This window comes from Chitinophaga sp. W3I9 (assembly GCF_050434025.1).
Lineage (GTDB): Bacteria > Bacteroidota > Bacteroidia > Chitinophagales > Chitinophagaceae > Chitinophaga.
Genome location: NZ_JBNPWC010000001.1, coordinates 6,574,748 through 6,599,929, shown reverse-complemented (window position 1 = coordinate 6,599,929; position 25,182 = coordinate 6,574,748). Strand labels below are relative to the sequence as shown.

25 protein-coding genes are annotated in these 25,182 nt (G+C 46.0%); 13 read left to right on the top strand and 12 right to left on the bottom strand.

All coding sequences use genetic code 11. The annotated features are described in order from the left end of the window. The first annotated feature begins 3 nt into the window (after positions 1–3). From QFZ51_RS26805 to QFZ51_RS26795, 3 genes are all read left to right on the top strand, one after another. Positions 4–2,499 (top strand): outer membrane beta-barrel protein, encoded by a 2,496-nt coding sequence (locus tag QFZ51_RS26805; RefSeq protein WP_429050498.1) that lies wholly within the window; start codon positions 4–6, stop codon positions 2,497–2,499. A 64-nt stretch (positions 2,500–2,563) separates the two neighbouring features. Further along, entirely contained in the window at positions 2,564–3,142 is a 579-nt protein-coding gene (locus tag QFZ51_RS26800; protein ID WP_429050497.1) for a Crp/Fnr family transcriptional regulator, read from the top strand. Between the two features lie 65 nt (positions 3,143–3,207). Further along, the gene (locus QFZ51_RS26795) at positions 3,208–4,284 is read left to right on the top strand and encodes an NADH:flavin oxidoreductase (protein WP_429050496.1); all 1,077 of its coding nucleotides are present in this window, start codon (positions 3,208–3,210) and stop codon (positions 4,282–4,284) included. A gap of 58 nt (positions 4,285–4,342) precedes the next feature. On the opposite strand, the gene QFZ51_RS26790 is transcribed toward QFZ51_RS26795, so the two are convergent. From QFZ51_RS26790 to QFZ51_RS26775, 4 genes are all read right to left on the bottom strand, one after another. Then, complete coding sequence (locus QFZ51_RS26790; protein WP_429050495.1) at positions 4,343–4,612, bottom strand: hypothetical protein; 270 nt, start codon at positions 4,610–4,612, stop codon at positions 4,343–4,345. Positions 4,613–4,691: 79 nt separating this feature from the next. Next, the gene (locus QFZ51_RS26785; protein ID WP_429050494.1) at positions 4,692–5,591 is read right to left on the bottom strand and encodes a LysR substrate-binding domain-containing protein; all 900 of its coding nucleotides are present in this window, start codon (positions 5,589–5,591) and stop codon (positions 4,692–4,694) included. Positions 5,592–5,601: 10 nt separating this feature from the next. Further along, entirely contained in the window at positions 5,602–6,399 is a 798-nt protein-coding gene (locus QFZ51_RS26780; RefSeq protein ID WP_429050493.1) for a hypothetical protein, read from the bottom strand. Positions 6,400–6,572: 173 nt separating this feature from the next. Beyond that, on the bottom strand, positions 6,573–7,709 hold the full coding sequence (locus QFZ51_RS26775; RefSeq protein WP_429050492.1) for a hypothetical protein: 1,137 nt from the start codon (positions 7,707–7,709) through the stop codon (positions 6,573–6,575). Positions 7,710–7,827: 118 nt separating this feature from the next. Between QFZ51_RS26775 and QFZ51_RS26770 the strand changes: the two genes are divergently transcribed. Further along, positions 7,828–9,237, top strand: coding sequence for a hypothetical protein (locus tag QFZ51_RS26770; protein ID WP_429050491.1), 1,410 nt, complete (start codon positions 7,828–7,830; stop codon positions 9,235–9,237). 88 nt (positions 9,238–9,325) lie between these two features. Next, the gene (locus QFZ51_RS26765; protein WP_429050490.1) at positions 9,326–10,696 is read left to right on the top strand and encodes a glycoside hydrolase family 140 protein; all 1,371 of its coding nucleotides are present in this window, start codon (positions 9,326–9,328) and stop codon (positions 10,694–10,696) included. 43 nt (positions 10,697–10,739) lie between these two features. On the opposite strand, the gene QFZ51_RS26760 is transcribed toward QFZ51_RS26765, so the two are convergent. Then, positions 10,740–11,153 (bottom strand): VOC family protein, encoded by a 414-nt coding sequence (locus tag QFZ51_RS26760; RefSeq protein WP_370908052.1) that lies wholly within the window; start codon positions 11,151–11,153, stop codon positions 10,740–10,742. Between the two features lie 153 nt (positions 11,154–11,306). Here QFZ51_RS26760 and QFZ51_RS26755 point away from each other — a divergent pair, with 153 nt between their 5' ends. Both QFZ51_RS26755 and QFZ51_RS26750 read left to right on the top strand, forming a co-directional pair. After that, positions 11,307–11,744, top strand: a complete 438-nt coding sequence (locus QFZ51_RS26755) for a hypothetical protein (protein ID WP_429050489.1) — start codon at positions 11,307–11,309, stop codon at positions 11,742–11,744. Positions 11,745–11,767: 23 nt separating this feature from the next. After that, the gene (locus tag QFZ51_RS26750) at positions 11,768–12,952 is read left to right on the top strand and encodes a hypothetical protein (RefSeq protein WP_429050488.1); all 1,185 of its coding nucleotides are present in this window, start codon (positions 11,768–11,770) and stop codon (positions 12,950–12,952) included. 31 nt (positions 12,953–12,983) lie between these two features. On the opposite strand, the gene hxsC is transcribed toward QFZ51_RS26750, so the two are convergent. From hxsC to QFZ51_RS26725, 5 genes are all read right to left on the bottom strand, one after another. Then, positions 12,984–14,108 carry a His-Xaa-Ser system radical SAM maturase HxsC gene (gene hxsC, locus QFZ51_RS26745; RefSeq protein WP_429050487.1) on the bottom strand — a complete coding sequence of 375 codons (1,125 nt, stop codon included), beginning with the start codon at positions 14,106–14,108 and terminating at the stop codon, positions 12,984–12,986. Beyond that, complete coding sequence (gene hxsB / locus QFZ51_RS26740; protein WP_429050486.1) at positions 14,108–15,613, bottom strand: His-Xaa-Ser system radical SAM maturase HxsB; 1,506 nt, start codon at positions 15,611–15,613, stop codon at positions 14,108–14,110. Before hxsB ends, hxsC begins: the two co-directional genes overlap by 1 nt. Further along, positions 15,610–15,984 (bottom strand): His-Xaa-Ser system protein HxsD, encoded by a 375-nt coding sequence (gene hxsD / locus QFZ51_RS26735; RefSeq protein WP_429050485.1) that lies wholly within the window; start codon positions 15,982–15,984, stop codon positions 15,610–15,612. The genes hxsB and hxsD overlap by 4 nt, the downstream gene beginning before the upstream one ends. Continuing rightward, positions 15,965–16,726 (bottom strand): peptidoglycan-binding domain-containing protein, encoded by a 762-nt coding sequence (locus tag QFZ51_RS26730; RefSeq protein WP_429050484.1) that lies wholly within the window; start codon positions 16,724–16,726, stop codon positions 15,965–15,967. The genes hxsD and QFZ51_RS26730 overlap by 20 nt, the downstream gene beginning before the upstream one ends. Positions 16,727–16,944: 218 nt before the next feature. After that, positions 16,945–18,366, bottom strand: a complete 1,422-nt coding sequence (locus QFZ51_RS26725) for an amino acid permease (RefSeq protein WP_429050483.1) — start codon at positions 18,364–18,366, stop codon at positions 16,945–16,947. A gap of 259 nt (positions 18,367–18,625) precedes the next feature. Here QFZ51_RS26725 and QFZ51_RS26720 point away from each other — a divergent pair, with 259 nt between their 5' ends. After that, positions 18,626–19,516, top strand: a complete 891-nt coding sequence (locus QFZ51_RS26720; protein ID WP_429050482.1) for a glycoside hydrolase family 43 protein — start codon at positions 18,626–18,628, stop codon at positions 19,514–19,516. A 17-nt stretch (positions 19,517–19,533) separates the two neighbouring features. After that, positions 19,534–20,028 (top strand): PPC domain-containing DNA-binding protein, encoded by a 495-nt coding sequence (locus QFZ51_RS26715; RefSeq protein WP_429050481.1) that lies wholly within the window; start codon positions 19,534–19,536, stop codon positions 20,026–20,028. Here the strand turns inward: QFZ51_RS26715 and QFZ51_RS26710 are convergent, their stop codons facing one another. Then, positions 20,029–20,742: a 3-keto-5-aminohexanoate cleavage protein gene (locus tag QFZ51_RS26710; RefSeq protein WP_429050480.1), complete on the bottom strand. Its 714-nt coding sequence runs from the start codon at positions 20,740–20,742 to the stop codon at positions 20,029–20,031. It lies immediately after the preceding gene. Between the two features lie 237 nt (positions 20,743–20,979). Here QFZ51_RS26710 and QFZ51_RS26705 point away from each other — a divergent pair, with 237 nt between their 5' ends. Next, a complete protein-coding gene (locus tag QFZ51_RS26705; RefSeq protein WP_429050479.1) occupies positions 20,980–21,840 on the top strand; it encodes a helix-turn-helix domain-containing protein in 861 nt (286 codons plus the stop codon). A gap of 70 nt (positions 21,841–21,910) precedes the next feature. After that, positions 21,911–22,780: an SDR family oxidoreductase gene (locus tag QFZ51_RS26700; RefSeq protein ID WP_429050478.1), complete on the top strand. Its 870-nt coding sequence runs from the start codon at positions 21,911–21,913 to the stop codon at positions 22,778–22,780. 54 nt (positions 22,781–22,834) lie between these two features. Here QFZ51_RS26700 and QFZ51_RS26695 read toward each other — a convergent pair whose 3' ends face one another. Next, complete coding sequence (locus QFZ51_RS26695) at positions 22,835–23,569, bottom strand: M48 family metallopeptidase (protein ID WP_429050477.1); 735 nt, start codon at positions 23,567–23,569, stop codon at positions 22,835–22,837. 404 nt (positions 23,570–23,973) lie between these two features. Here QFZ51_RS26695 and QFZ51_RS26690 point away from each other — a divergent pair, with 404 nt between their 5' ends. After that, positions 23,974–24,258, top strand: a complete 285-nt coding sequence (locus QFZ51_RS26690) for a DUF3817 domain-containing protein (protein ID WP_429050476.1) — start codon at positions 23,974–23,976, stop codon at positions 24,256–24,258. A gap of 64 nt (positions 24,259–24,322) precedes the next feature. Beyond that, positions 24,323–25,180 carry a helix-turn-helix domain-containing protein gene (locus QFZ51_RS26685; RefSeq protein WP_429050475.1) on the top strand — a complete coding sequence of 286 codons (858 nt, stop codon included), beginning with the start codon at positions 24,323–24,325 and terminating at the stop codon, positions 25,178–25,180. The last annotated feature ends 2 nt before the right edge of the window (positions 25,181–25,182 follow it).

The window sequence follows — 25,182 nt, the reverse complement described above, 5'->3', positions numbered from 1 at the left end:
AACGTGAAAGCACTATACGCCGGGATCGCATTTTTCCTTGCCGGATATTTCGTAACCGTCTCCTGCGCTACGGCGCAGGGGCGGACTACGGACAGCCTGCCGGCAACCAAAGCCGATACTGCCCATCCCAAAATCATTGGACTTAAAGCGGTGGAGATAACCGTTGCCAAACCGCCTTTTACACTTCGTAACGATACCCTGGAATTTGATGCTTCGGCCATCAGGCTGGCTGCAAATGCCAGCGTATTGCAGCTGCTGAAAAAGCTGCCCGGTGTGGTGATAGGCAGTGATGGCAGCATTACTGTAAACGGAAAACCCGTGACAAAGATCAAAGTAGATGGCAGGGAATTTTTTGGAGATAATAAAGAGGCCGCTACCAAATACCTGCCTGCAGACATCATTGATAAGATAGAAGTAACCGACACCAAAGACCTTGCCGCCCAACGTTCCCTTGCAGTGAAAGCCCCGGCGGAAGATGTTACCGTTAACCTCGTCCTTAAAAAAGATAAAAATACCGGCATCATGGGAAACATCACTGCCGGTGCGGGTAGCCATCGCCGTTATCTTGCAGATGGAATGATCAGCTCCATGCGCAATCCTACGCGCATCAGTGTGATGGCGGCGGCAAAGAATGTTACAGATGAAACGGGCGGCGCTATAATGATGTCGCCATCCGGTATGGTCGGTGGCGGAGGAGGATTACCGGAATACAACAACGGCAGTATCAACATCAACACAAAACCAGGTAAAAAGCTCACACTGGATGTGAACTATAATTATAACAATACCAAAAATAGCCAGACCACCATCACCGACCGGCTCAATTTATTACCGGATAACAGCTTCCATAATCAAACCAATAGTGATGCTGTAGCCGGGAACAGTCAGCATCAGCTGTATACGAATCTTGTTTATGAAAAAGATTCACTCACCACCTGGACCTTCAGGAGTAACGCGGGTATAGGGAAAAGCAGCAATAATTTACAAATGTATTCCCTGTCGGAAACCTCCGGCGGAACTTTACTGAACACACTCTCTTCCCGGAGTAACGGGGAAGCACATACGCGTAATGGCGGCAGCGAAATCAATTTCAATAAAACCAGCCGAAACCGCAGGCTCAACCTTAATACCACCTGGAAGTTTGACGCCGGCAGTAAAAAGGAAAACGAATACAATAATTCAGTTAATAACTTTTATACAGATGATAGTGTTAGTCACCGTGATTCTGTAAATCAGTATATCAGCTCTGCTGAAAACAGTTTTAATAATAATTTTACATTTAATTTATCGGCGTCCTTAGGACATGGTTTTGTGGTGGCGTTGGACTATACGCTGGGTACCATGTACAACGGGCAGCTCCGGGAAGTATTTAAAGAAGATCCCGTGTCCGGCAAATACGGCATGCGGGACAGCGCTTTGTCCGGCAGTAGTAGAAATACCAGTTTTACCCATACACCATCTGTGCAGCTGGCCTGGAAAAATGATCGCCTGAGCATAGCGCTGAACACCGGTATGCGGATCCTGCAACAGGAAAACCGCCTGTTGTGGCTGGATTCCGTGATTAAGATCCATCAGCAGCAATTTGCGCCTAACCTGCAACTGAATTATTCCCTCAGCAAATACGGGAGATTGTTCACCAACTATTCCATTTCTTCTTCCGCTCCTTCGGCAGAGCAGTTGTCGCCCGTAGTGGATAACACCAACCCGTTGTTCATGAAGGTCGGCAACCCTTTGCTGAAAGGCGCCTTTACCCAAAACGTTGCGCTGATGTTTTACATTTATCAGCCGGTGAAAGGGTTTAGTTTCAATCTCGGCGCCAACGGGGCAGTAGTCCGTAATGAAATTGTGGCGGATCAGCGGTATGATTCCCTGGGCCGACAAATCAGTACCTTTCAGAACGTGAATGGTACGTGGAGAATGATGGTACATGGAAATATCAATCTTCAGAAAAAAAAGAACAGCTGGACATTTAACAATGGCCTTAACGTGAGTATGAACCGGAACAGGAGTATTGGCCTGGTAGCGGGTGAGGAAAATATCTCCAACGGGTGGACCGTCGGCGCCGGTGTTTATTTTTCCGTTATTTACAAAGAGTGGCTGACAATATCGCCCGCTGTAAACATAGATGTGAATAATACCGTTTATTCGCTGGCTGGTATTGACAATGTTAACTATACCACACAACGTTTTAACCTGCAATGGCAGCTGATTCCTGTTAAGCGCCTGGAGTTGTCGGGCGATATGGCGTACAATTATAATTCGCAGGTAACGGCGCCGGATCAACGCCGTTATTTTATTTGTAACAGTGCCGTAGCTTACAGTTTTGGAAAGAAGGAGCAGCTGAAACTAAAATGCAGGATAAACGATCTTTTTAATAACAACACCAATATTTCTAACATAACAACAGCTACCTATACCGAAACAAAGCAGGTAAATGCTTTACAACGTTATGTCATGATCACTTTCCAGTATTTTTTTGGCAAGATGGGGCCGCAGTAAGAATATTCTTTGAAGGGTTCCTGCACAGGGCTATCTTTGAAAAATAACTATTATTTTCAGGAGCATGAAATTGCTGACAGATAGTATCCTTCAACATGTACCGCTGCGCGATGCCGATATTAAACGTATTCCCGGCTATTTTGAATCGCTACGTACCCGCCGCCGGCAGTTCCTGTTGCGGGAAGGCGACGTTTGCCGCTACGAATTTTTTGTGCTGAAAGGTTGTTGCCGCCAGTATGAAAAAGATGCCACCGGCAAAGAAAATGTGTTGCAGTTCAGCGTGGAAGGCTGGTGGATCACGGACCTCGACAGCATGCTATCCGGTCAGCCATCCCGGTTTAACATTGATGTGCTGGAAGGAGGCGAGGTGCTGCGCATCACCCGGCAGCAACTGGAACAACTATTTAACGATATCCCGGCGGTGGAGCGGTATTACCGCATTATTTCCCAGCGAGGCTACATCGCGTTGCAACGTCGTATCCTGTCGCTGCAGAAGCCTGCCATAGAGCGGTACCGTGGGTTTGTAAGCTGCTACCCTTTCCTCGAAACACGGCTGCCCCAGCACCAGGTAGCGGCTTACCTGGGCATTACGCCCGAATCGTTGAGCCGTTTACGTCGAAAAATAGCAAAGGAGCCATTTTAAATTTCTTATCATTTGTCATTGTTTTGGCGCACCGAAGTGTACAACTTTGTGCTAAAGTTTTATATATGACCACACACCCGGTATTGACGCCTGTTACACTGGCGCAGCAATTTGTTAAGAACAGGGTGGTGCTGGCGCCTATGAGTCGCGCCAGCGCTACATTGCAGGGCATTCCCACGGCAGCCATGCACGCTTACTACGAACGTTTTGCCCTCGGCGGTTTTGGGATCATTATCACCGAGGGATTATATACCGATGCAGTAGCCAGCCAGGCGTATCCGCATCAGCCAGGACTGGTTACATCACAGCAGGTGGCCGGTTGGCAGGAGTTGGCGGTCAAAGTAAAAACACCTGGCAGCTTATTTATTGCACAGCTGATGCATGCCGGCGCTTTATCGCAGCATTTGCCGAACACGCTGGCGCCTTCTGTGGTAACGCCGCTGGGCCGCAAGCTGCGCTCCTATGGTGGCGGCGACGGTCCCTTCCCGGTTCCGGCTGCCATGACGCGCAATGATATTGCCATCGCAGTGGCAGGATATGCCGCCGCGGCGGTTAATGCCCTAGCCGCCGGTTTCGATGGAATAGAAGTGCATGCCGCCAATGGTTACCTGCCGGATCAGTTTTTAACGGAGTATACCAATCTGCGGAATGATGAGTATGGCGGGTCTGTTGAGAACCGCTTCCGTATTATCGCGGAAATCATTACCGCTATCAGGCAGGCAGTGCCCCCGCATTTTATTATCGGGTTGCGCCTGTCGGAAGGAAAAGTGAACAACTTCACCTATCGCTGGCCCGATGGCGCTATTACAGCAGCAGCACTACTTGAAGAAGTAAGAAAGGTATCTCCGGATTATATCCATATTTCAGGGGAAGGCAGCACCTGGGAAAAACTGGGCGCTTATGAACATGGGGAAACGCTCACGGGTATGGCTAAACGCATTGTGCAGCGGCCGGTAATTGCCAACGGCGGTATGGAAGAACTGGCCGTGGCCGGAAGGGCCTTAACGGAAGGGCATGCGGATCTTATTTCGCTGGGAAAGGCGGCACTCGCCAATCCAAACTGGCCGGCACGTGTGGCCGCAGGAGAGCCGTTCACTCCTTTTGAGCGGGGAATGGCGGAGCCTTTTCCGCCGGTACAGTAAAATCCGGGAGCAGCGGGTTATTCACCTCTCCATAAAAATTTATTTAGGAAGCGGTCCGTTATTCGCCATTATTGAGCATCTCCATTTCGAGGAGCTTACTGCCGCCTGCAAAATCTGCAGCAGCATCCGGGCATAATACCATTCCCAGGGAATTCATCATCCTTTGGGCAACCAGGTCGATATCTTCGGTAGTGGTGGCGATAAACGGCGCCTGGCTTTTCAGTCGCTGGATTAACGCATTTTTCTGGGTAACAGAAATGTCTACCAGCTTGTTAATTCTTTCTACAGCCGCTTTATATAGTTCGTCGTAATAAAAAAGCATGTTCATGTCAACAGGTTATTTTGTATGGCTCAAATGTAGCCCATCGTCTATAATCCTGGCTATATGAAAATATTATGACCTATAATTAATAATTATAAATGGATCTGGCCATTTTGATGAAACGTTTGTTGAGGTCGCTGGTTTCGCCTTTACGTTGAATGAAGTAAAAATTGCGTTCTATCCGCAGGCCTTCAAAGGAAAGGATCGTTAATTCGCCGTGTTGCAGCTCTTTAGCAATGGAGCGGGTAGAGAGGAATCCTACGCAACCGGATTCCAGGAGGAAATTCTTCAGCGCCTCGGTGCCTCCCAGCCTGACCTTTATTTTCAGGTCGTTGAGCCGGATCCTGCTTTTCTGTAGCCCCTTCTTGAGCGCTTCCAGGGTGCCGCTGCCGCGTTCGCGGATAGCTACAGGCATCTGCAGGATATCTTTCAGCGCGTAGCTCTTTTTACGGGCAAGAGGATTGTCGCGGCTGCATACCGCTACGATCTGGTCTTTCAGAAATGACTGGTAGGTAATATTGCTGAGTTGTCCTTTTTCTTCGGTAACGCCTATATTAATTTCTTTGTCGAGCAGTGCCTGCAATACAATTTCACTGTTCCGGTTGAGCAGGGAAATATCCACCAGGGGGTATTCGCGGTGAAAGGCCGACATTACTTTGGGTAGTATATACAGCGCAGCAGTGGTACTGGCGCCCAGGTTAAGCATGCCGGTGGCCTGCTGCTGGTCGTGGATCACGGAAATGTCGAACTCAGTTTCCTGTTGTATATGACGTACGGTAAGCAGGCGGTTGTACAGCAGCTGACCGGCTTCTGTCAACTCTATCTGCAAACCTTTTCTTTCAAATAATTTGGTTTTATACTGTTCTTCCAACCCTTTGATATGTGTGCTTACTGCCGGCTGTGAAATAAACAATGCCTGGCTGGCCTTTGAAAAGCTTTTCTGATGGGCCACTTCCATAAAGATCTGGTGTCGGTTAGATAGCATGTGCGCAAATTTATGGAGCGTATAAAATTTCTCTCCGGCGGATAAAACGGACCTTGTCTTTATAATCCGTTACCCTGTTATTCATGATTTCCACTTTTTCTATCCAGTTATGATGAAGGTCGTAGGTAAATTCATACCGGTACACGGTTCTTTCCACAGCATCGGTGGTGGTAACCCTGTCGGATATTTTCGCGGTAAGATGTCCCTGCTCATTGTACTGGCAAATAATGGTTTCCACTGCCTGGTTGCTGTCAAAACCATCAGCGTCCTCGAATTTGTATTCTTCCAGTAGCTGCTGCCGGCTGTTGTACTTACTTTTGGTGATTTCCTGCAAGGCACCAAAAGAGTAGTAGCGGGTAATTTCTATCCGGCAGCCGTCGTCATCAGTGCTGGTGTTGGTTTCCCATTGCTCGTTGTACGGATCTTCTTCTACAGGCAGTGGATCGTTGTTTTCCAGTTGTTCAAGCACGTTGCCTGCTTCATCGTACCGGGTGTAAAAGGTATCTTCCCCATAGTATTCGGTACATTCTTTCAGCGCCCCGTTTTCAAAGTAGCGGTTTTTGTAGATGGGCCCCTTTGCTGCAGAGGTCAGCGCTTTTTCCAGCAGGTTCCCCTGTTCATCGAAAGTATAGGTAAGGGTTTTATCCAGTTGGTGGGTGGAGGTATAATCCTCCCATCTGAGCAATAATCCTTTTTCATCGAAAAAAGAGAGTTCATACCCGTAATATTTGCCATCGGGGTCTGTGGTAGCATATTTCATTTGCTGTACCGGCCCGGTCAGCTCAGTATCTGCCAATGTTTGTTTCATGGTACCTAAAGTTATTGGAAACAAAATAAACTTCCACTATTTAAGTACTTATTTCTGCATGATATTTTTTTGGAATGGTGTTTTCCGGGTATTTTTTTCCGGGAGAGATGGAAGTGCGGTAATCCCCGTAAAGCCAGGCAGCCCTCACGGGAGCTGCTTGGCGGAAGGAGGGGTTATTTGTCGAACGTCATGTTTTCAAACTTATCCAGTTTTGCCATGATTCCCCATCCATAAAAGTCGTTGGCCAGGGCGATCAGTATTTCATTGTCGCCAGCTACCAGCGGAAGGGAGAAAGACGCATTATCCACGGTGCAGCGGCCATCCGGTTGTTTCATCAGCGGGTAGGAGTAGAGGTTTTTGTCTACGTACACAAATTTATCGTTCACAAATACCCATACTTCGTCGCTGAAGCCGAGGTGCAGTTGTCGTGTTTGCGCTACAGCAGAACGGATATTTGTTTTCAGCCACACGATGCGCCGGGCGCGGTTTTCAGCGCCGCCAAATTTGCGGGTTACGTTGATCAGTCCCCGCCTTTCGGCGCGGATGGTTTCCCATGGTGTTCCTTTTCCGGGTATCCATGCTTTGCTGAAATCAATTTGATCAGGGGTAGCCATTGGCTGGGTGATTTGCCAGGTGCGGAGGTAGGCGGCGTCATTGTTGGTAATGTCGATGCCTTCACCGGGAGGCAGTCCTTCCGTTTGATCCGGTTTCACCACCAGGTTGGCAATGACCGCCTGCCCGTCGAATGCAATGCCGCCATGCCAGGTATTGCTTTCCAGTCGCGGCACTTCCAGCACCGGCCGGGAGGTATCGTTCACGTACACCCGCATTTGCCTGCCGGAAATAACCAGCTTCACATGGTTCCAGTCGTCTTTGGAAATCCAGGCGGCAGCCTGGTACTGGTCCAGCATATCCCAGAGGTTAACGCCATCGATATGCGGTGCATACTGTACCGCATCGCCTTTACCGGAAGAAGGCGTACGGAAATAAAAGCATTCATTCTCTTTCCGGCTGGCGCGCCTGAAATAAAACGATGTGAAAGTAGAAACAGGTTGCACATCGTATTCGATGGTGCCGTTTGTAAAGTCAAGGTTTTTCAGCACTACGGTGTCGTTCCGGTTCAACAGCTTCATGGCCGGTACCGATTTATACGTGATAAATTCCACCGTGCCGGGTTGAAACGACCAGTGTCCGGCTTCCAGGGGGACCTTGATAATATCCTGACTGCCGGGATGGCCGGTTTTCTTTTTTTGTGCTGCTGCGCATAATGGGAGCAATAGGAATAAGCATGCGGTGCGGATTTTTGTCATGACCAGTGTTTTAAATTTAAATGCTGCAGCAAATCTGAATAATAACTAATTTCAGGGCGAATCATTGGCGCATCAAGTGTGTGCAAATCCGTGCAAGCTTGTAATAGACTACCAGGAAATGAATAATAGTTTTGAGATTAATTACATACGAAAGTGCCTCGAGCTGGCAGAAGCCCGGTTGAACCGTGGTGACGCCAGCGAGTGGACAAGCTATGATTTTGAAAAACTAAGTGCCGCCATAGAAGAAGCTACGGGGGTGATATTGAGCGTTACTACCCTGAAACGGCTGTGGGGAAAACTGAAGTACACCAATATGCCCGCCACCACTACGCTGAATACCCTGGCACAATTTGCCGGGTATGCCGACTGGCGGGAGTTTAAACGTCTTGCCACCTTGCTGCCTGGGGATATTACGACTGCGGCAACCAGCCATAAAGCGATGGTTGAGTCGTTGCCAGTTGATGATGCCACATCTTTAAATATGGCCACGGGGGAAACTCCTGTCAGTCAGACAGTATCCGGTTATGCAACAGGCAATGGTGTGACCACTGCCACTCATTCACCCGCAGCAACGCCACCAAAACGCAGTAAATGGACTTACTGGCTGCTCGCCCTGGTACCAATAGGAATTCTCGTATATGCCTTACTGTTATCCAATACCAAACCAGGCAAACCAATTGATACAACTGCATTTTCGTTCAGCTCCAATAAAGTAGTTATGGATGGCGTGCCTAATTCTGTTATTTTCAGCTATAATGCTGCCGCAGCAGGGAAGGATTCTGTGTTCATTGCGCAAACCTGGGATATCAGGCGGAAAATGCCGGTATCTGCCAAAGAAAAAACATACACTGCTATTTATTATGAGCCAGGTTATTTCAAGGCGAAACTGATGGTGGGTAAACAGATCGTAAAAGAACACGAACTGATGATCAGCTCCGGTGGCTGGCTGGCCATGGTAGAACAGGAGCCTGGCACACCACTGTATTTCCGGAAGAATGAAGTCATAAAAGGAAACGGCCTGGAAGTGAATGAAGCGTTGTTGTCGGCATATCACGTTCCGCTGCAACCTGTTCCTCCCGCCTTACGCTTTTATAATGTACAGCCCCTTGGCGACCTGCAAACGGATCACTTTACTTTTGAAACCACGCTGAAGAGCGGTTTTCAACTGGGCACCGCTGCCTGTCAGCGGGTGGAGGTGTTGCTCCTGTGTAAAAATGATTTGATCTCCATCCCGTTGTGCGCGCCCGGATGTGTGGGAGACCTGTCGCTGTTTGCCGCCGGCGTTGCCCTCAGCAGCCGGAACACTGACCTCTCGAAATTTGGCGCCGACCTGGCAAAATGGGTAAAACTCCGTGTAGTGGCGAAAGACCGGCACCTGCAGTTTTTTGTGAACGACAGCGCTGCTGCGGAGCTCACGTTTTCCAATCCGCCTTCCGGCATCGTCGGTGTGCAATACCGGTTCAATGGCACTGGCGCAGTAAAAGATACCCGCTTTACGAAAGATAGCACCGTGATTGAATTACAATAATAGCTGCTGCCTATCCATCTCTCTGAAAACAATTACTGCTGCTTTTATTCCTAAAAAGCTTTATTTTTCTCTGGAACATATTCCCGTTATGAAAAGTAAGTTATGGTTTCTCAGCAGCCTCCTTTACTGTTTATGCACCAAGGCGCAGTTGCCGGAGCGTTTACAGGTTACCCCGGATGGTCATTATCTTCAATATGCCAACGGGCAACCCTTTTTCTGGTTGGGCGATACCGGCTGGGAATTGTTTCACCGGCTGGATACCGCAGAAATTAAATACTACCTCGATAACCGTGCCCGCAAAGGCTTTACCGTAATCCAGGCAGTAGTGCTGGCGGAATTTGATGGTCTTCGCAAACCCAACCGCTATGGACAACTGCCGTTGCTGAATGAAAACCCTGCCACTCCCAACAACGCTTATTTCACGTTAATAGACAGCACCATCAGCTGGGCAATGCAGCGAGGAATGTACATAGGGCTGCTGCCTGCCTGGGGCGATAAGGTGACAAAGTTATGGGGCGAAGGCCCTGTGGTGTTTGATACCACTAACGCTTACGGATATGGGAAATGGATAGGGAACAGGTATCGTAATCATAAAAACATCATCTGGATACTTGGTGGTGATCGCCCGGCGGTTAACGACAGCGGCGACTGGCGACCCATCTGGCGGGCAATGGCAAGAGGTATAAAGGAAGGCACTGCCGGGCAATGCATCATTGCTTATCATCCTTCCGGAGGAGCTAACTCCACGTCGCAATGGCTGCAGCAGGAAAACTGGCTGGATATCAACATGTTCCAGAGCGGTCATGGCAGCGGCCATGATGTACCATGTTGGGAGCTGGTGCGGAGGGACCGGCAATCTTTACCGGCCAAACCTACCCTTGACGCCGAACCTAATTATGAAGACCATCCCGTGAATCCCTGGCCTAAATGGAATCCCGACAATGGTTATTTCAGGGACTACGATGTGCGTAAGCAATTGTACCGTTCTGTATTTGCCGGCGCATGCGGCGTCACCTACGGTCATCATGCGGTGTGGCAATTTATGAGTGCGCGGGAGGAAGCCGTTAACTATCCTGATCGGGGCTGGATGAATGCACTGGACCGGCCCGGTGCTTTCCAGGCGGGTTATCTTCGCAGGCTCATAGCCATACATGGCGCACTAAACCGCGTACCGGACCGCTCCCTGATCTTGTCGGGTCAGGGGGAAGGAGGAGGCCATATGGAAGCTTTCCAGGATGCGGCGGGTACTTACCTGATGGTATATCTGCCCATAGGAAAATCGCTGCAGGTGAACACTGCTGTGATAAAATCCGCGCGGTTAAATTGTTGGTGGTTTAATCCGCGGAATGCGGAAAGAACAAGCATCGGAGTTGTGAAACAAAGCTCCGCTGTTACATTTGTGCCCCCGGCTACCGGCGTGGGCAATGATTGGGTGTTGGTGGTAGAGGCGCACCCGTAACAAAAAGCCGGTTGGCAAAAGCATGCTCCAACCGGTGGTGTTATTACTTTTCATTGGCTTTCAGCACTTCCACATAATGAGGATTGTACATAATGCCCAGTACGTTGCCGAAAGGATCAATTACGGAGGCGGTAACAAATCCATGTCCCCGTTCTGTAACGGGTTCTAAAACAGTAGCTCCCAGTTGCAGCAATTTTTCCAACCCCGCCTGTATATCGTCTACATGCCAGTAAATAATAGCACCGCCGGGTCCGCTGCCCAGCGATTTTGGCGCATACTTACTGTCGATAATACCCAGTTCATGCTGGTAGTCGCCCAGGCGGAACTCTGCATAGCCGGGCCTTTCAAAGTAAGGAGGAATACCGGTTAACTCCGTATACCATTTTTTTGCCGCCTCGTGATCTGCTGCATAAAAGCTCAGCGTGGCAAATCCTCTTAAAATGTTTGTGTTGCTCATTTGGTTTGTTTTAGGATGAAATTTTTATTGTCTGATGTAAAAGTAGCAGGCGGGTATGACAACCCTATGTCAACAGCAAAAAAGAAAGGCAGAATATTTCTGAATATAGTTATAAATTTTAAATATCTATTTTTATGTCCTAATCTGTATATTATGAAAAAGGTGGCCTATGACCCTAATGGTGGAAAACTGTGGATAAGGATAGATATGACCGGCATTTACTTTATTACTTACATCTACCAGATGTGGGCGGCTACCGCCGATGAACATCCTATACTAACAAAGCCCCTCCGGCAAAACAGCAATGAGCTGCCCCAACCGGATTACTATCTTATTCAAAACGATTATAAACCCGGTGAACCATTAATCAATTTCGACAAAAGAGTACTGGATATTTCTTTCAGGGTAAGAAAGTACGAGGACGACAATGGTTATAAATTAAGGGTAAGCGTATTGCAGGGCGATGATTTTAATACAGCCAAAGTAATAGGCAGCAGCCAGATTGGCTATGGCACTACTGCTACTTTAGGTACCGATGTTACCGGCAAACAGGAAGATATTTTACTGCAGTTGATCGTAAAACAGGATTGATTACCCCTATTTAAAATATATGTATGTCAGCACGGAAAATAATTTTCATTCTGTTATCTCTTATTTCTTTCCGGACATCTGCGCAGTTTAAAACAGACAGTACCGAGCATTACCTGTTAAACTTTTCTGTGCCGGATATGCCGGCGTTTAAAGCGCTGGGAGCAGATCCTTCCAACCTGCTGCGTCCTTCGGATATTCAAAAGTTTGCGCTCAGCTTATCGCCGTTTTATTCAAACGGCCAGGGCGTTATCCCGCGTAATTTCGCCGTGGAATTTTCCCCGGGGAAACTGGCCAGCAAAAACTGGACGCTGGAAGATTATGGCAAAAGGAAGTTCTGGTATAACTCCTCCTTCAGCATCGGGGCAATCGTTGATTCAGGAAATGTATCCTCCAAACTGGCTGTAGGCTACCGGTTTTCTATTGTGAGAAAGAAAGATGACCTGTTACTGAATGCCGCAAAAAGAAGGGCGGTTTTTCTTGCACAACAGCAGGCGCAGCTGGCGCTCCGGGAATTTAAAAATAACTGGATCATTATTGTGCATAAGGAAGTGCCACCTGCAGAGCGCGCGCAATATGGAGCCGAGCATGACAAAGAATTCTGGGATTTCGCGGAAAACAAAGCAGAAGAATATCTCAGGGAAAACCCAGATACAACCTTGCAGGCCAGCTACGACGCCTTTAAAAAAGGATACGACACTGATAAAAAGAAATATTATGCGGCAGTAGACGACCTGATAGAGCAATTTAAAAGCGAACATTGGAACGCTACCCGCCTGGATGGCGCCATTGCGTGGGTAGGGCAATCCCGCGATTCATTGATTAAAAACGCCGGCTTCGCCTCCTTCAATACCTGGGTCACCTGGGCCCTTGGCATCGGGAAAAGCAGCCAGCTGCTGCTGGGTGGTAGTTTCAGCTTACCCCGCTCTGAATTTAAAGACAGTACATTCGTCAACGCAACAGTGAATGTCCGCTATTACCTGGGGACCTCCGGTTTCAGGGGATTTGCGGAAACACAGTTTAAATATCAGAACTATGATAACCTGGACAAATCCCTGCTGTTCAATTTTGGAACTGAATTCAGGGTTGCTAAAAGTATATGGATTGTGGCCGAAGCAGGCATTGATAACTACCTGAAAGAGAAAGACCCTTTCAGCGCTTTTATAGCGAGCATCAATTTGCGGTATGGATTTAACCAGGTGATGAAGTAGGGGGGAATCAACTAACTCCTTCGGGGTGGGATTAAGAGAAGGCTTTTATCCCTTTACTGTGCTTGAATACACTAGACGCAAAAAAACCACCACAATCATTTTTCATTGAACATTGATTACATTCTTCGTGAAAGATATTTTTCCAGTCGGAAATAGATTTTTTCGAGAACTGCCAGATCTCACGGGGTGTAGTGCAAAGTTGTGAGTTATAAAGGGAGGTGGTCATACCAAAATCCGATAAATAAGTCATCGCTTCTGTAAGTTCTTTTCCATATTCAATCGGATCAATCCAAAGTTTATCCAGGTTATACGGCGTGTATCCCTGATGCTCCAATCCCATAAAGGCCACATGTTCTGCGAACGGCAGATTTTTATAAATAAACTTCGCCAATTTAAGAAGCCGGGGTAACGTCTGTTTATGTAGAACAATTCTTAATTCTATTCTGACATTTCTTCTTGCCAGGTTATATAACCCTTGAATGGTCTGATCAAATGCACCTTTGGCTTGAACAATATAATCATGTTGCGCATGGTAATCCGAGTATATAGGTATGCCAAGCATAAGTCTCTTAAAAGACATATCTCCAAGTTTGTCGGCCATGTTAGGCCACGCAAATGACCTCCCATTGGTTAAGCAGTGTACTTCGGTATCCGGCAGCTGCGTTTGTATTTGTGCCAGGAGCTTAAAAAACTTATCACCGGAGAGGGTTGGTTCACCTCCCGTAATGCCTAATTCCATGCAATCTTTCGGGATTAATGGAATTGTTTGAGTATGGATATTGTATAAGTAATCTGTATCGTCCTTATCCCGGGGAGGCTGAGAACACATTAAACAGTTGCTGTTGCATCTTTCCGTAAACAATAGGAAATTGTGTGGGGAATTTATTCTATATAAAGTAGAAATCACGCCATCCGTATTGACGACGACGATATCTCCTTCGCATAAGTGAGAAACATCAGGGATTGAATATACACTTGGTTTATCAAATAAACTGACTTTTTGATTGCTTGAGAGGATTACTTTATAATGTTGGAGATGCATTGGGATGTTCTCATTTGCAATCAAAACTTCCCCCTTTGTGTCAGAGCCAAAAGTTACTCTGCCCACTATTGGCGCATTAATTTCAGATGGAATACCTTTTGTTTTTAATAGCATTAGCTTCTACCTGTTATCCAGTTTCTGAATATTTTTTCTATTTCCTTATTATCATCCATTAACTCAATCAAATACCGCATTATTTCCATATTTCTCTGGCAAAAAGAACTTGTCGGTCTGTGGCCGTATAAATCGCCCTGTGTAGTGTGATTGAAAACAGGATCAGCTCCACAATAGGTCTGGAAGGCGCACTCAGAACAACCTGGCAGTGATTCATTGGTCATTACATCACTAAGTGCCAGGGCTTTTTCTCCGTAAAAGATTTCTTCGTATGTATTTTCTCCTAACTGCCCAAGTTGGGATGTAAAATCATTCATTTCCGCGAGCATTCTGGACTCGTCCGAGGCATACACTGCCCCATCATAATTAAACACAATAACGCTATTAATAAGTCCGGCGGGAGATTGAAGATCGACATATCCGACGGGAAATGGAGTTAGCATTTTCTTTAAAATGATACTTGCATAGTCTTCTCTGATAAAATAGCCGTCTATATTATATTGAATAATTCTGGTCAGCGCTTTTTTGTAAAATTCCAGGAATTTTCCTGTCTCATATTTATTCTTGTCCTTGCTTCTGGTCGCAAAACCATATGGGCTTATAGGCCTCAGGAAAATGTTTTTAAATCCTAATCTGACATATTCATCCACTATTTCATGCGGATATTCCAACGACAGCTTAGTAGTGGTAACTAATGCTGAAATATGTTCTGCCCCTATAATCTGCCTGCATTTTTCAATGCCATCAACTGCAAGCTGATGGCTGTTGGCATTTGGCTTGTGTCTGTTTTTGTTGTGTATAAATGCAGGGCCATCAAGCGAAGTCGATATTAAAATTCCGTTTTCATGGCAGTATTGAAGCATTTCATCTGTCAGTGGAGCAAGATTAGTGCAGATTACATAAGTAACCTCTTTATGATGCTTCTCTGCCTCGACTTTTGTTTTTTCAACAGCATATATTATGCTTTCAAAGGCTAATAATGCCTCACCACCTTGAAACTCCATTGTCACGTGTGGGTTAGGTGATTTCATCATCATAGCTATACCAGCGTCAATATGAGGGATACTCATATCATATTTGCTTTTATCGGAAGTAACTCTTGATACCTGGCAGTAGTGACAGGTATGTTCGCATCTCAGGCTGATTACAAAAATATGTAGTGATGTAAAAAAATCAAGAAATGACTTTTTTGTACGGTAGCGGGTCGCAAGAACATCAATGAGATTTGGAACGGAATTCCCCGAAATAAAGAAATTGGCTGTTAAATCGGCGTATAGCTCCTGGTCCTCACTATTTCCGGCTTTTATTTCCCGCGCCACGATCCTGGCTGTTGTACCTGCGGGTACTACCAGAAAGTCTCCAATTTCATTTACAATCACTTCTTTTTTATTGGAAATACGGTGGAATCTGAATGGAAGTAAAGTATATTCTGGTATTGACGTGGTATAAGCTTCAAATTCTTTAAATTTCCTGCTTACCCTTGTTGTTACCGGTGTTGATTTCATGGTTGTATGGATTGGGGGCTGAAGCCTACGGGGTCACTTATCTCCGACATGGGTATTGTCTCATTTTCATAATATGCGAAAGCTTTAGCAATAATAAGCTCCCTGATCGTTTTTGTTTCATCTGTTATACACTGCCGTAGCTTGAAATCTATGAGATCCTGCTTTAGTTTTACTATTATGGTTTTCCAGTCAACAGGTTCCGCGTTATAGAGACGAGTTAGTATTATTTTATACTGGAGAGGATCTGTCTTTATAATATCTACTTCAAAGGCATTAGTATACCAGTAGAGACATTTAAACAAAACAACTTCAGGGTATAGCTCGGTAGCAACCGTAAAAGAGAGCGTGTTATTATCTTGTAGAAATTTCATTCGCTTTATTTCTTAGTACATTAAGTGTTTTAGCGTCTACTTTACCATCAGGCCTTAATTCATTTTCTTGCTGAAAATGAATAATAATTGCTTCTGTTTGTAGTCCAAAATATCCGGTTATAAACATGTCTTTTTTTAAGGTCATTAATATCCTTTGCAGCACTTCCACATCCTTTCCTTCGCATCCTTTGAATAGTACCCGATCTCCCAATTTTAGACTGGAGGAATCTGCTACATGTACAGCATCTGTAGTTCTATTTGAAGGTGAAATACGTGCCGCACCCGGGTTATAGAAAGGAGTCGCACCAGAACTTTTTCCGGTAGAGTTTGTTCCGGGAGTACTTTTCACAGTACCTCCTGAGGTTGAATGCCCTGAAGAGGAGGACGACGCAGGAACATATACAGGTGTAGGGGATGGCGTATAGCTACTGCCAGAGCTATAAGACGAGGAATAATGCGAACTGTGAGAGCTATGCGAAGAATGAGAACGATGAGAGCTATGCGAACTATGCATGGAAACAAGGCTATTCGATGGATCCATTATATTGAGTTTCAGCACTAGTTTAGGTTTCAATACATTTTTATGAGTGTTCTCAACAGGGATGTTTTTATCATTTTCAATTTCGTGGTTAGTGTTATTGGGAACCTCGGCTTTGGTATGGGAAAATACACTTAACGCGGCTGTTACCACAGCAAGACTTTTCTTAGCCAGATTTTGGAAGCCAAATTTATTGTTGATCATTAGGATGTTTTTTGTGGTCTAATTATCTGGGAATTATAGGGATGTTAGATATAGGTTCAAACACGCAGAATGGTCAAATTTTTTGAGGATAAGCTTTAAAGCAGAATACTAAGTTATATAAATTTGTTCAAAATTGGTTAGTTGAATTATTTATTATGTTTTTTAATATATGATTGCTGGAGATTATCCTTTGTAAGGTGTTCTATGGAAGATAACTATTAACTTCTCCGCTTATTCCTCTTCACCAGTAAAAAGCACACATACAAAAACACCACCCATGCCGGGATCAGTTCTACCGGCAGTTTCATTCCCGTTATCCACATCAGGATCAGGATGCCCACCAGGAACACCAGGCAAATGTAATTGGACACCGGGTAAATAAAGGAAGGGAACTTTGTCAGGATCTGCGCTTCCCGTTTGCTCTTTTTGAATTTAAGATGCACTACGGTGATCATCAGCCAGTTAATGATCAATGAAGATACCACCAGCGACATCAGTACTTCCAGCGCTTTTTCAGGGATCACCTTATTTACCACAATACAAATAGCAGCAAATAAACCGGATACCAGGATTGCTTTTACAGGTACATGGTTTTTATTTAGCTGAGATAAGAAAGCGGGTGCATTGCCTTGCTTCGACAAGCCATACAACATCCTGCTGTTACTGTATACGCAACTGTTGTAAACGGAAAGTGCCGCTGTTAAAACAATCAGATTTAACACATTTGCAATCAGGCTGGTGAAATAGATGGTTTTACCCAAAAAGGAAAACCGGAATCCTTTTAAGCTTTGAAATACCATTACAAACGGGCTGCTGTCTGTAGTAATACTTTTCCATGGTGATAAAGAAAACAGGATCACAAGTGCGCCAACATAAAAGATCAGGATACGGTAGATCACCTGGTTGGTAGCCTTGGGGATTGTTTTTTCCGGCTGGTCTGCTTCTGCAGCAGTGATACCAATCAGTTCAAGCCCGCCAAAGGAAAACATGATCAGGGCAATGGCTGCAAACAATCCCTGGAAACCACCTTTACCATCGGCATGCAATAATCCACGCGGGAAAAATCCGCCATCGTTCCAGAGATTCCGGATGCTGGCCTGTGAGCCGCCACTTCCGCTTATCAGCAAATAAATTCCAAAAACGATCATGGCAATGATAGCCACTACTTTTATGATGGAAAACCAAAACTCTGCTTCTCCGTATACTTTTACTGAGCTCAGGTTTAACGCATTAATAGCAATGAAGAAAAAAAGACTGGAAGACCATAACGGGATCTCCGGCCACCAGAAATGTACATACACGCCAATAGCAGTCAGCTCCGACATGCTCACCAGGATATAAAGGATCCAGTAATTCCACCCGGAAGAAAAGCCGGCAAATGAGCCCCAGTATTTATAGGCAAAATGACTAAAACTACCTGATACCGGTTCTTCCACTACCATTTCGCCCAGCTGGCGCATAATAAAGAAAGCAATAATACCGGCCAGGGCATAGCCCAAAATAACAGAAGGTCCCGCCAGCACCGCCGCCGGGCCTATGCCCAGGAATAAACCTGTTCCGATGGCGCCGCCCAGCGCAATCAGCTGGATATGCCTGTTCTGTAATCCCCTTTTAAGGTTTTTTTCGTTTGCTGAGTCCAATGTTTATAGTGCTGGATAAGGCTGCAAGTTGAGGTAATTTCGGCAAAATTGAAACTTTGATTTATTTGCTCCGCAGATGCCTGTTTCAGCAGTACGGATCATACTTTGAGTGTTCTGTCTGATATAACAGGTACAATGGGGTAGATGTACTCCATGGGTTTTACGTCAGGCTTTTCCGGCGACGAACTTTGTGTTCGAGTAAGATTCCCCATGGCACAGTTATCGATATCAAATCTGCAGAAAAATAAACCCGCAGATCATGCTACCTCATCAAAACCCAATAATCCGGCATAAATTCACTGCCGATCCTACCGCACTGGTCCACAATGATACTATATACCTGTACACCGGCCACGACGAAGCGCCGGTAGGCACGGAAGCCTATGTAATGAATGAGTGGCTCTGCTTCTCATCCAACAACCTCACGGAATGGACGGAACATCCTGTACCATTAAAAGCAACCGATTTTTCATGGGGCAGCGGCAATGCTTACGCCTCAAAAGTAATAGCGCACAATAATAAATTTTATTGGTATGTAGCCACCGCCCACGCTACTATTAAGGGATCAGCCATTGGTGTGGCAGAGGCCACACATCCGGAGGGTCCGTTTAAAGATGCCCGCGGATCAGCGCTGGTTACCCTTGATATGCTGCCAGCGGGTGTGCACGAAAAAGCCAATCTCGATCCAACGGTGATGATAGACGACAACGGGCAGGCATATATTTTCTGGGGTAATGGGAAATGCTTTTATGCAAAGCTGAAATCCAATCTCACGGAACTGGACGGACCGATTAAAACACTGGACCTGCCGGGATTTGAGGAAGGCGCGCACCTGCATAAACGCAATGGTTGGTACTACCTGTCCTATGGTTACGGGATGCCGGAGAGAGTGGCATATGCGATGAGCCGCAGCATGGAAGGTCCGTGGGAATTTAAGGGGATACTAAATGAGCTGGCAGGGAATTGCGAAACTAACCGACCGGCGATATTGGATTTTAACGGCAGGTCTTATTTTATTTATCACAACGGGGGACTGAAAAACGGGGGCAGCCACCGGCGCTCAGTGTGCATCGACTACCTCTACTACAATCCGGATGATACCATGAAGCGGGTGGTGATGACCTCCGAGGGCGTACAGATGGCATATTAAATGCAATGCCTGTTATTATGAAAACAATATGCACCTTACTCATCATCAACTTATTCGTCATGGCTACAGCTACTGCGCAGGATACCGCCCGCTATATCAAAACCAATACCGGCTACCTCATGGTATTACGGCAGGGAGATGATATTTTTAAGCAACTGGAGGCCTTTGCAGAAAAGGAAAAGATTCCCTCCGCCAGTTTCACCGGCTTCGGATTTGTGAACGCCACCTTTGGGTATTTTAACAGGGAAACGAAAAAGTACGAGCCCAAAGAATTCAGTAATATGGAACTGTCCGGCATGAACGGGTCTATTGCATGGCAGAAAGGGAAAGTGTCACTGCATACGCATGGCACGGTTACGGATAAAGATTTTAACGCCTTCGGCGGACATATGTTAGGTGGCACCGTTGGCACCGGATCGCTGGAGATCACTGTTATAGTGCATCCGCAGCAACTGGAACGCGTGTTTGAAGAACCACTGGGCGCCAACGTGCTGAGCCTGGAAAAGAAATAATCAACTATAGTGAAATGCTGCCTTTACCAGAGCTTCATTGCTTTCTGCAATAGCGCCGGATGGGTCGAGTAAGGTATCTTCAAATCCTATTCTCAGGTCGTAACCTTTATACTTGGCTACTTTCAGGAGTTCCCAGCAGGTACTGTCGAAACCATGCAATACCACCGTTTGATGCGGTTGCCTGCCGGTCAGGTTGTCTTCAATGGCCTTCACCATTGCCAGCGCTGCGTTGAGGTCCTGCTCCTGCGGTTCAATTAACAGGCGGAAACATTCGTTCAATAATCCGCTGCCGCTGAAATTCGCTGCTGCCTGCGCGGAATTAAGTCCCGCTTCCACCCCGATCTTCTTGTCCAGTATGGCCTGTACAATACGTTCAAAACCGGTTTCATGCCCATTCACAGATACAAAGTTGGGTAGTTCTTCCCACTCACGGATATACGCGAGCCGCTGATCGATATCCGGTACTATCCAGGCGCCGGTACTGATGCCCACAGGAGTTTCCGGCACGGCGGCCTTTACTGCTTTTACCTGCTCATTTACAAAGAGTGGCTCCAGGGTTTCTTTACCGTTGCGGTCACGTACATGGAAATGGATGGCGTCTGCGCCGGCGAGAACGGCGCTTTTAGCGGCTTCCACCAATTCATCTGTCGTAACCGGAACATTCGGATGGTCTGCTTTGGACCTGGAACCATTTAATGCTGCTTTTATAAACATACTTCCTGGCTTTTTTCAGGTCACTGCATAAATGATACCTGTATCGTAATCACCAGCTTTTCCGGCATTAACGGCCAAAAGCATGGGATGCTGTGTTGTGGAACAGGTTGAGCAGATTGCAGGATTTTTTCCCTGAAGTGGGTATTGGGCTGTGGCAGGGTTCGTCTTCTTTCGTCATTATTTTTACCCTGCCGGTTGCGTTTTTTTATTATAGCTTTAGCCGGAAAAAAGCCTCCAATGACCGGGAACATTCTGATACAATCGCTGAAAGATATTACAGACCAGGAGATTAGCATCAACAAGTTTATCGGAACGCAGAATAAGGAGGACTTTTACAAGAAAGCCGCACACCGCCGGGATGACCATTACCTGTTTATCTTTCAAAAAAAAGGCAGAAGTACGGTCATGATAGATTTTAAGGAAGTAGCGTTAATCGAAAGCGCGGTATTATGCGTACTGCCAGGACAAATTCATTATGGCGTTACGGCAAACAATGACACGGAAGCGTGGCTGATTACGTTGGATACTAATTTTGTAGAAGAAGATTACCGGAGCATTTTTGATGATTACTATTTTCAGAATGCCCCCATCACCATATCCACTTTAGAAAGTACTCCGCTGGATGATAGCATTGAATTGCTGGCATCCATAGTGCGCAACCGCCATCCGTTGGATTTTATGCCACAGGTAATACATTCGTTGATCAGCGCTTGTGTTGGGATGTTCGCTTCTGCCTATCGCAGGCAGGAAAATAGGGAGGTCCCTTTATCACGCACACATCTTTTAACACAGCAATTTAAACGGTTGCTTTTGCAACAGTTTAAAACACATAAAACTACTTCCGCTTACGCTACCTCATTAAATATAACCCCTGCATACCTGAATGATGCCGTAAAACAAACAACAGGACTTACCGTAAGTTTCTGGATACAACAAACTATCATCATGGAAGCAAAAAGACTATTGTACGCTACCAATGCATCCGTTAAAGAAATAGCCAGCCAGTTGGGGTTTACTGACCATGCTTACTTTACCCGCTATTTTTCCCATGCAGAAGGGCAGTCGCCATCGCGATTCCGCCGCAACAGCCGCAAATAATCCAATGGTTCCCTCTATCTATCCATTTTACCAGGGCATAGCTGTGACTAACTTTGCAGGAAAATAACGGATGGGCAATCAAATCATTTTTACGGTTGGAATAATATGCCTCTTATGGCTTTTATACAGGACGATAAAATTCATTTATCCTTATATCCGCCGTTCGGATCTTAGAAAATATCAGAAGCCGGGCGCCTTTGCGGTGGTCACCGGCGCAACTGATGGGATCGGGAAAGCAATCGCCGTGGCACTGGCAGGGAAAGGCTTTAATATCGTTTTACACGGCAGAAACGAAGCAAAATTGCAGGCAGTGAAAATGGACCTTGAAACAGCTTACCCGCAGTGCCAGGTAGTACTGCTGTTACATGATGGTAGCAGGGAAAGCCGGGTAAATGTGGAAGAAATTGAGCATTTGCCCGTAACAGTACTGGTGAATAATGTAGGAATAGGACCGATGAATGCACTGGCTGATTTTTCCGCCGGGGAAATTGATGAAACAATTACGCTCAACATGGCCTTTCCTTCACAGCTAACCCGTAGCTTGCTGCCACAACTGGGAAAACCCGGGCTTATATTAAATGTTTCTTCTTATGCGGGCTTGTTTCCACCACCTTATTTAGCGGTTTATGCAGGCTCAAAGGCATATAACAATGCCTTTTCCATTTCGCTGGCGCGTGAATTAGAAAATGTGGAAGTGATTTCATTGATAACAGGTAGTGTAAACACCGGGACAAATAAAAAGCCCGTCACCTTTATGCGGCCGGCCGCGGCCACCTATGCAAAGCACGTGCTGGCCATTGTGGGTTGTGGCAGAAAAAGTATTATGCCTTATTGGCCTCATGCCATACAAACTTTTCTGATATCACTGCTGCCTGAAAAGCTGATCGACAGTGCAACTAAGAACGCCATGCAGCGGGAACTGCAACATCCTGAACTTTAATATAGCCGGAAGGGATTCACTAATCCCCTTCGGCTATATCTTCTTAAAAAATAATTACTTCGCTGCTACAACAGGTTTTTCAAACCCGTCTTTCTTCGCTTTCTCCGCCATCGTATTCATTCTTTTTTCTGTATCAGGGTGAGAAGAGAATAATTGTGAGCCTTTCTTTTTATCACCACTGCTTTCCTGTGATGCCTTCCACAATTTTTCGAAAGCCATAGACATGCCCCAGGGATTGAGCTTGGCCGCTTTCAGAAATTCGTAACCATAGTTATCAGCCTGGCTTTCCTGGTTGCGGGAATAGGCAGAATTAGCAACCGCTTCTCCCAACTCGCCGAGCTGTGAATCGCTCAGGGTGCCGGCAGCGCCGCCTTGTGAAGAAACACCGTCTTTCAGCGCGGAGGTCATCAGCGCTGTTTTGAACGCATCTTTGGAATCCTTGTTTTTTACATGCCCGATTTCATGGCCTATTACGCCCATTACTTCGTCGTCTGTCATGGTTTGTAATAACCCGGCGCATACACGCACACTGCCATCTGCACAGGCAAAGGCGTTGATATCCCTTACCAGGTACACTTTGAAGTTAAGATTCATGCCTTCGTAGCCGGTAACATGATCGGTTAGCTTTTTCAGGCGCTGTGCCATCGGATCATCTGCAGGAGCAACGGGGTTGTGCTCATCCATCCACTGGATATACTCTTTGGTATACCTGATCACATCGTCATCTGTGAGGGTGGCTGCTTTCACTGCTTTGGCGCCGGCGCCCAGTGTTTTTGTGTTTAATTTCAATTGAGCATTTGAGGCTAACGCAAATGACATCGTCAAAGCGCATACGAAACCGAATCGTGCGTAAACAGACATAATAAAGGTTTTTTATTGTTGAAAAGGGTTAAATACTAATGATTGCATTCAAGGCTACGGCGCGAAGATAAATATTGTTATGATCTCTTACAAACAATTTTAGCCCCGTAAAAGGAGTGTTTTTAAAATATATTAATATTAGGGAGACGAGGTGAGTGCATGAGGAGTGCATGGATAGTCCATGACATACGCAGGGCTGAGGCATTGATGAAGCATCAGGGAAATAACCGGGATATTGGCCCCCAATACATCCGAATCGATAATAACATTAACCGGATCTGATCTTCACTTATCTTTGCCCTCACTTTAATTGATCTTTTGAAATTTTTAAGATGATAAACATATATCGTAAAACAGCATTAATCGAAGCAGTATCTTACCTGATATTATTATTTGTGGCCATGCCCATGAAATACCTCTTCTCTGTGCCTGAACCGGTAAAGTACTTCGGGTGGCTGCATGGCGTATTATTTATCCTGTTTATTGTACTCCTGCTTTCCTGCTGGATTAAGTACAGATGGAGCATCATGAGGGTGGCCGGCTTTTTCGTGGGATCGTTCCTGCCGTTTGTGCCGTTTATATTTGAAAAGAAGCTGAAGGAAGAATACGGCGCCTGATGGAGGCCCGGTTCCGGTGGATCCAAACCGGCATAATCATCTTTACCCGGTAAATTTAAAAACAATGGGTAAGAAAGTAAGGTCAATTCCTGTAAATCCGTTTGCAGCCGCATTGGACCCCGGAGTTGTCGTGGGAAAGATATCGTCCGGCAATTTGCTGTCCTACCATGCAGCCCACAGGCCGCACAGGCACGATGGACATTTTTTCCTGTTGGTGGAAAAAGGAACGGCGCATATCGAAATTGACCTGGAAAAGTATCATATCAAGGCATTTCATGTGTTATATGTCCATCCTAACCAGGTGCACCGGGTTGTAAAATCCGGGAAAACAGACGTTTACCTGCTGGGGATCACTAACGAAAACCTGACTTCCCAAAACCTGGAATTGCTGGAGCAAATTGTTCCTGCACAGCCTTTGTCACTAACCAAAAGTAGCTTTTCAATTGTAAGCCAGGCAATATGGCTATGTATAAATATTTTTGAAAGAAAACAGGATAAGTTATACCCATCTTTGCTTAAAGGCGCCTGCAATACACTGGTAGCCCTGATTGTTTCGCAATACCTGGAGCAGTCGGCTTCAGCCGGCAAACTTTCACGCTTCGATACTATTACAAAAGCATTTAAATTATTACTGGAACGCGATTTCGCCAGGGTCAAACGGCCTTCCGACTATGCGACCGCATTGAATATTTCCACCCCTTACCTGAATGAATGTGTCCGGAATGCCACCGGCTTTCCCGTTTCATACCATATTCAGCAACGCATTATACTGGAGGCGAAACGCCTGATCTGCCATTCCGGCAAGTCTGTTAAAGAAATTGCCACCGAACTGGGATACAACGACTATGCCTACTTTTCACGGTTTTTTACAAAAGTAACGGGAATGACGGCGATAGCTTTCCGGAAAAAAAACCTCGAATAGTC

Bases quoted from the DNA above. Each gene is read 5' to 3' on its own strand.
- QFZ51_RS26800 (WP_429050497.1), top strand. From the start codon at position 2,564: ATGAAATTGCTGACAGATAGTATCCTTCAACATGTACCGCTGCGCGAT.
- QFZ51_RS26795 (WP_429050496.1), top strand. From the start codon at position 3,208: ATGACCACACACCCGGTATTGACGCCTGTTACACTGGCGCAGCAATTT.
- QFZ51_RS26790 (WP_429050495.1), bottom strand. From the start codon at position 4,612: ATGAACATGCTTTTTTATTACGACGAACTATATAAAGCGGCTGTAGAA.
- QFZ51_RS26785 (WP_429050494.1), bottom strand. From the start codon at position 5,591: ATGCTATCTAACCGACACCAGATCTTTATGGAAGTGGCCCATCAGAAA.
- QFZ51_RS26780 (WP_429050493.1), bottom strand. From the start codon at position 6,399: ATGAAACAAACATTGGCAGATACTGAGCTGACCGGGCCGGTACAGCAA.
- QFZ51_RS26775 (WP_429050492.1), bottom strand. From the start codon at position 7,709: ATGACAAAAATCCGCACCGCATGCTTATTCCTATTGCTCCCATTATGC.
- QFZ51_RS26770 (WP_429050491.1), top strand. From the start codon at position 7,828: ATGAATAATAGTTTTGAGATTAATTACATACGAAAGTGCCTCGAGCTG.
- QFZ51_RS26765 (WP_429050490.1), top strand. From the start codon at position 9,326: ATGAAAAGTAAGTTATGGTTTCTCAGCAGCCTCCTTTACTGTTTATGC.
- QFZ51_RS26760 (WP_370908052.1), bottom strand. From the start codon at position 11,153: ATGAGCAACACAAACATTTTAAGAGGATTTGCCACGCTGAGCTTTTAT.
- QFZ51_RS26755 (WP_429050489.1), top strand. From the start codon at position 11,307: ATGAAAAAGGTGGCCTATGACCCTAATGGTGGAAAACTGTGGATAAGG.
- QFZ51_RS26750 (WP_429050488.1), top strand. From the start codon at position 11,768: ATGTCAGCACGGAAAATAATTTTCATTCTGTTATCTCTTATTTCTTTC.
- hxsC (WP_429050487.1), bottom strand. From the start codon at position 14,108: ATGCTATTAAAAACAAAAGGTATTCCATCTGAAATTAATGCGCCAATA.
- hxsB (WP_429050486.1), bottom strand. From the start codon at position 15,613: ATGAAATCAACACCGGTAACAACAAGGGTAAGCAGGAAATTTAAAGAA.
- hxsD (WP_429050485.1), bottom strand. From the start codon at position 15,984: ATGAAATTTCTACAAGATAATAACACGCTCTCTTTTACGGTTGCTACC.
- QFZ51_RS26730 (WP_429050484.1), bottom strand. From the start codon at position 16,726: ATGATCAACAATAAATTTGGCTTCCAAAATCTGGCTAAGAAAAGTCTT.
- QFZ51_RS26720 (WP_429050482.1), top strand. From the start codon at position 18,626: ATGCTACCTCATCAAAACCCAATAATCCGGCATAAATTCACTGCCGAT.
- QFZ51_RS26715 (WP_429050481.1), top strand. From the start codon at position 19,534: ATGAAAACAATATGCACCTTACTCATCATCAACTTATTCGTCATGGCT.
- QFZ51_RS26710 (WP_429050480.1), bottom strand. From the start codon at position 20,742: ATGTTTATAAAAGCAGCATTAAATGGTTCCAGGTCCAAAGCAGACCAT.
- QFZ51_RS26705 (WP_429050479.1), top strand. From the start codon at position 20,980: ATGACCGGGAACATTCTGATACAATCGCTGAAAGATATTACAGACCAG.
- QFZ51_RS26700 (WP_429050478.1), top strand. From the start codon at position 21,911: ATGGGCAATCAAATCATTTTTACGGTTGGAATAATATGCCTCTTATGG.
- QFZ51_RS26690 (WP_429050476.1), top strand. From the start codon at position 23,974: ATGATAAACATATATCGTAAAACAGCATTAATCGAAGCAGTATCTTAC.
- QFZ51_RS26685 (WP_429050475.1), top strand. From the start codon at position 24,323: ATGGGTAAGAAAGTAAGGTCAATTCCTGTAAATCCGTTTGCAGCCGCA.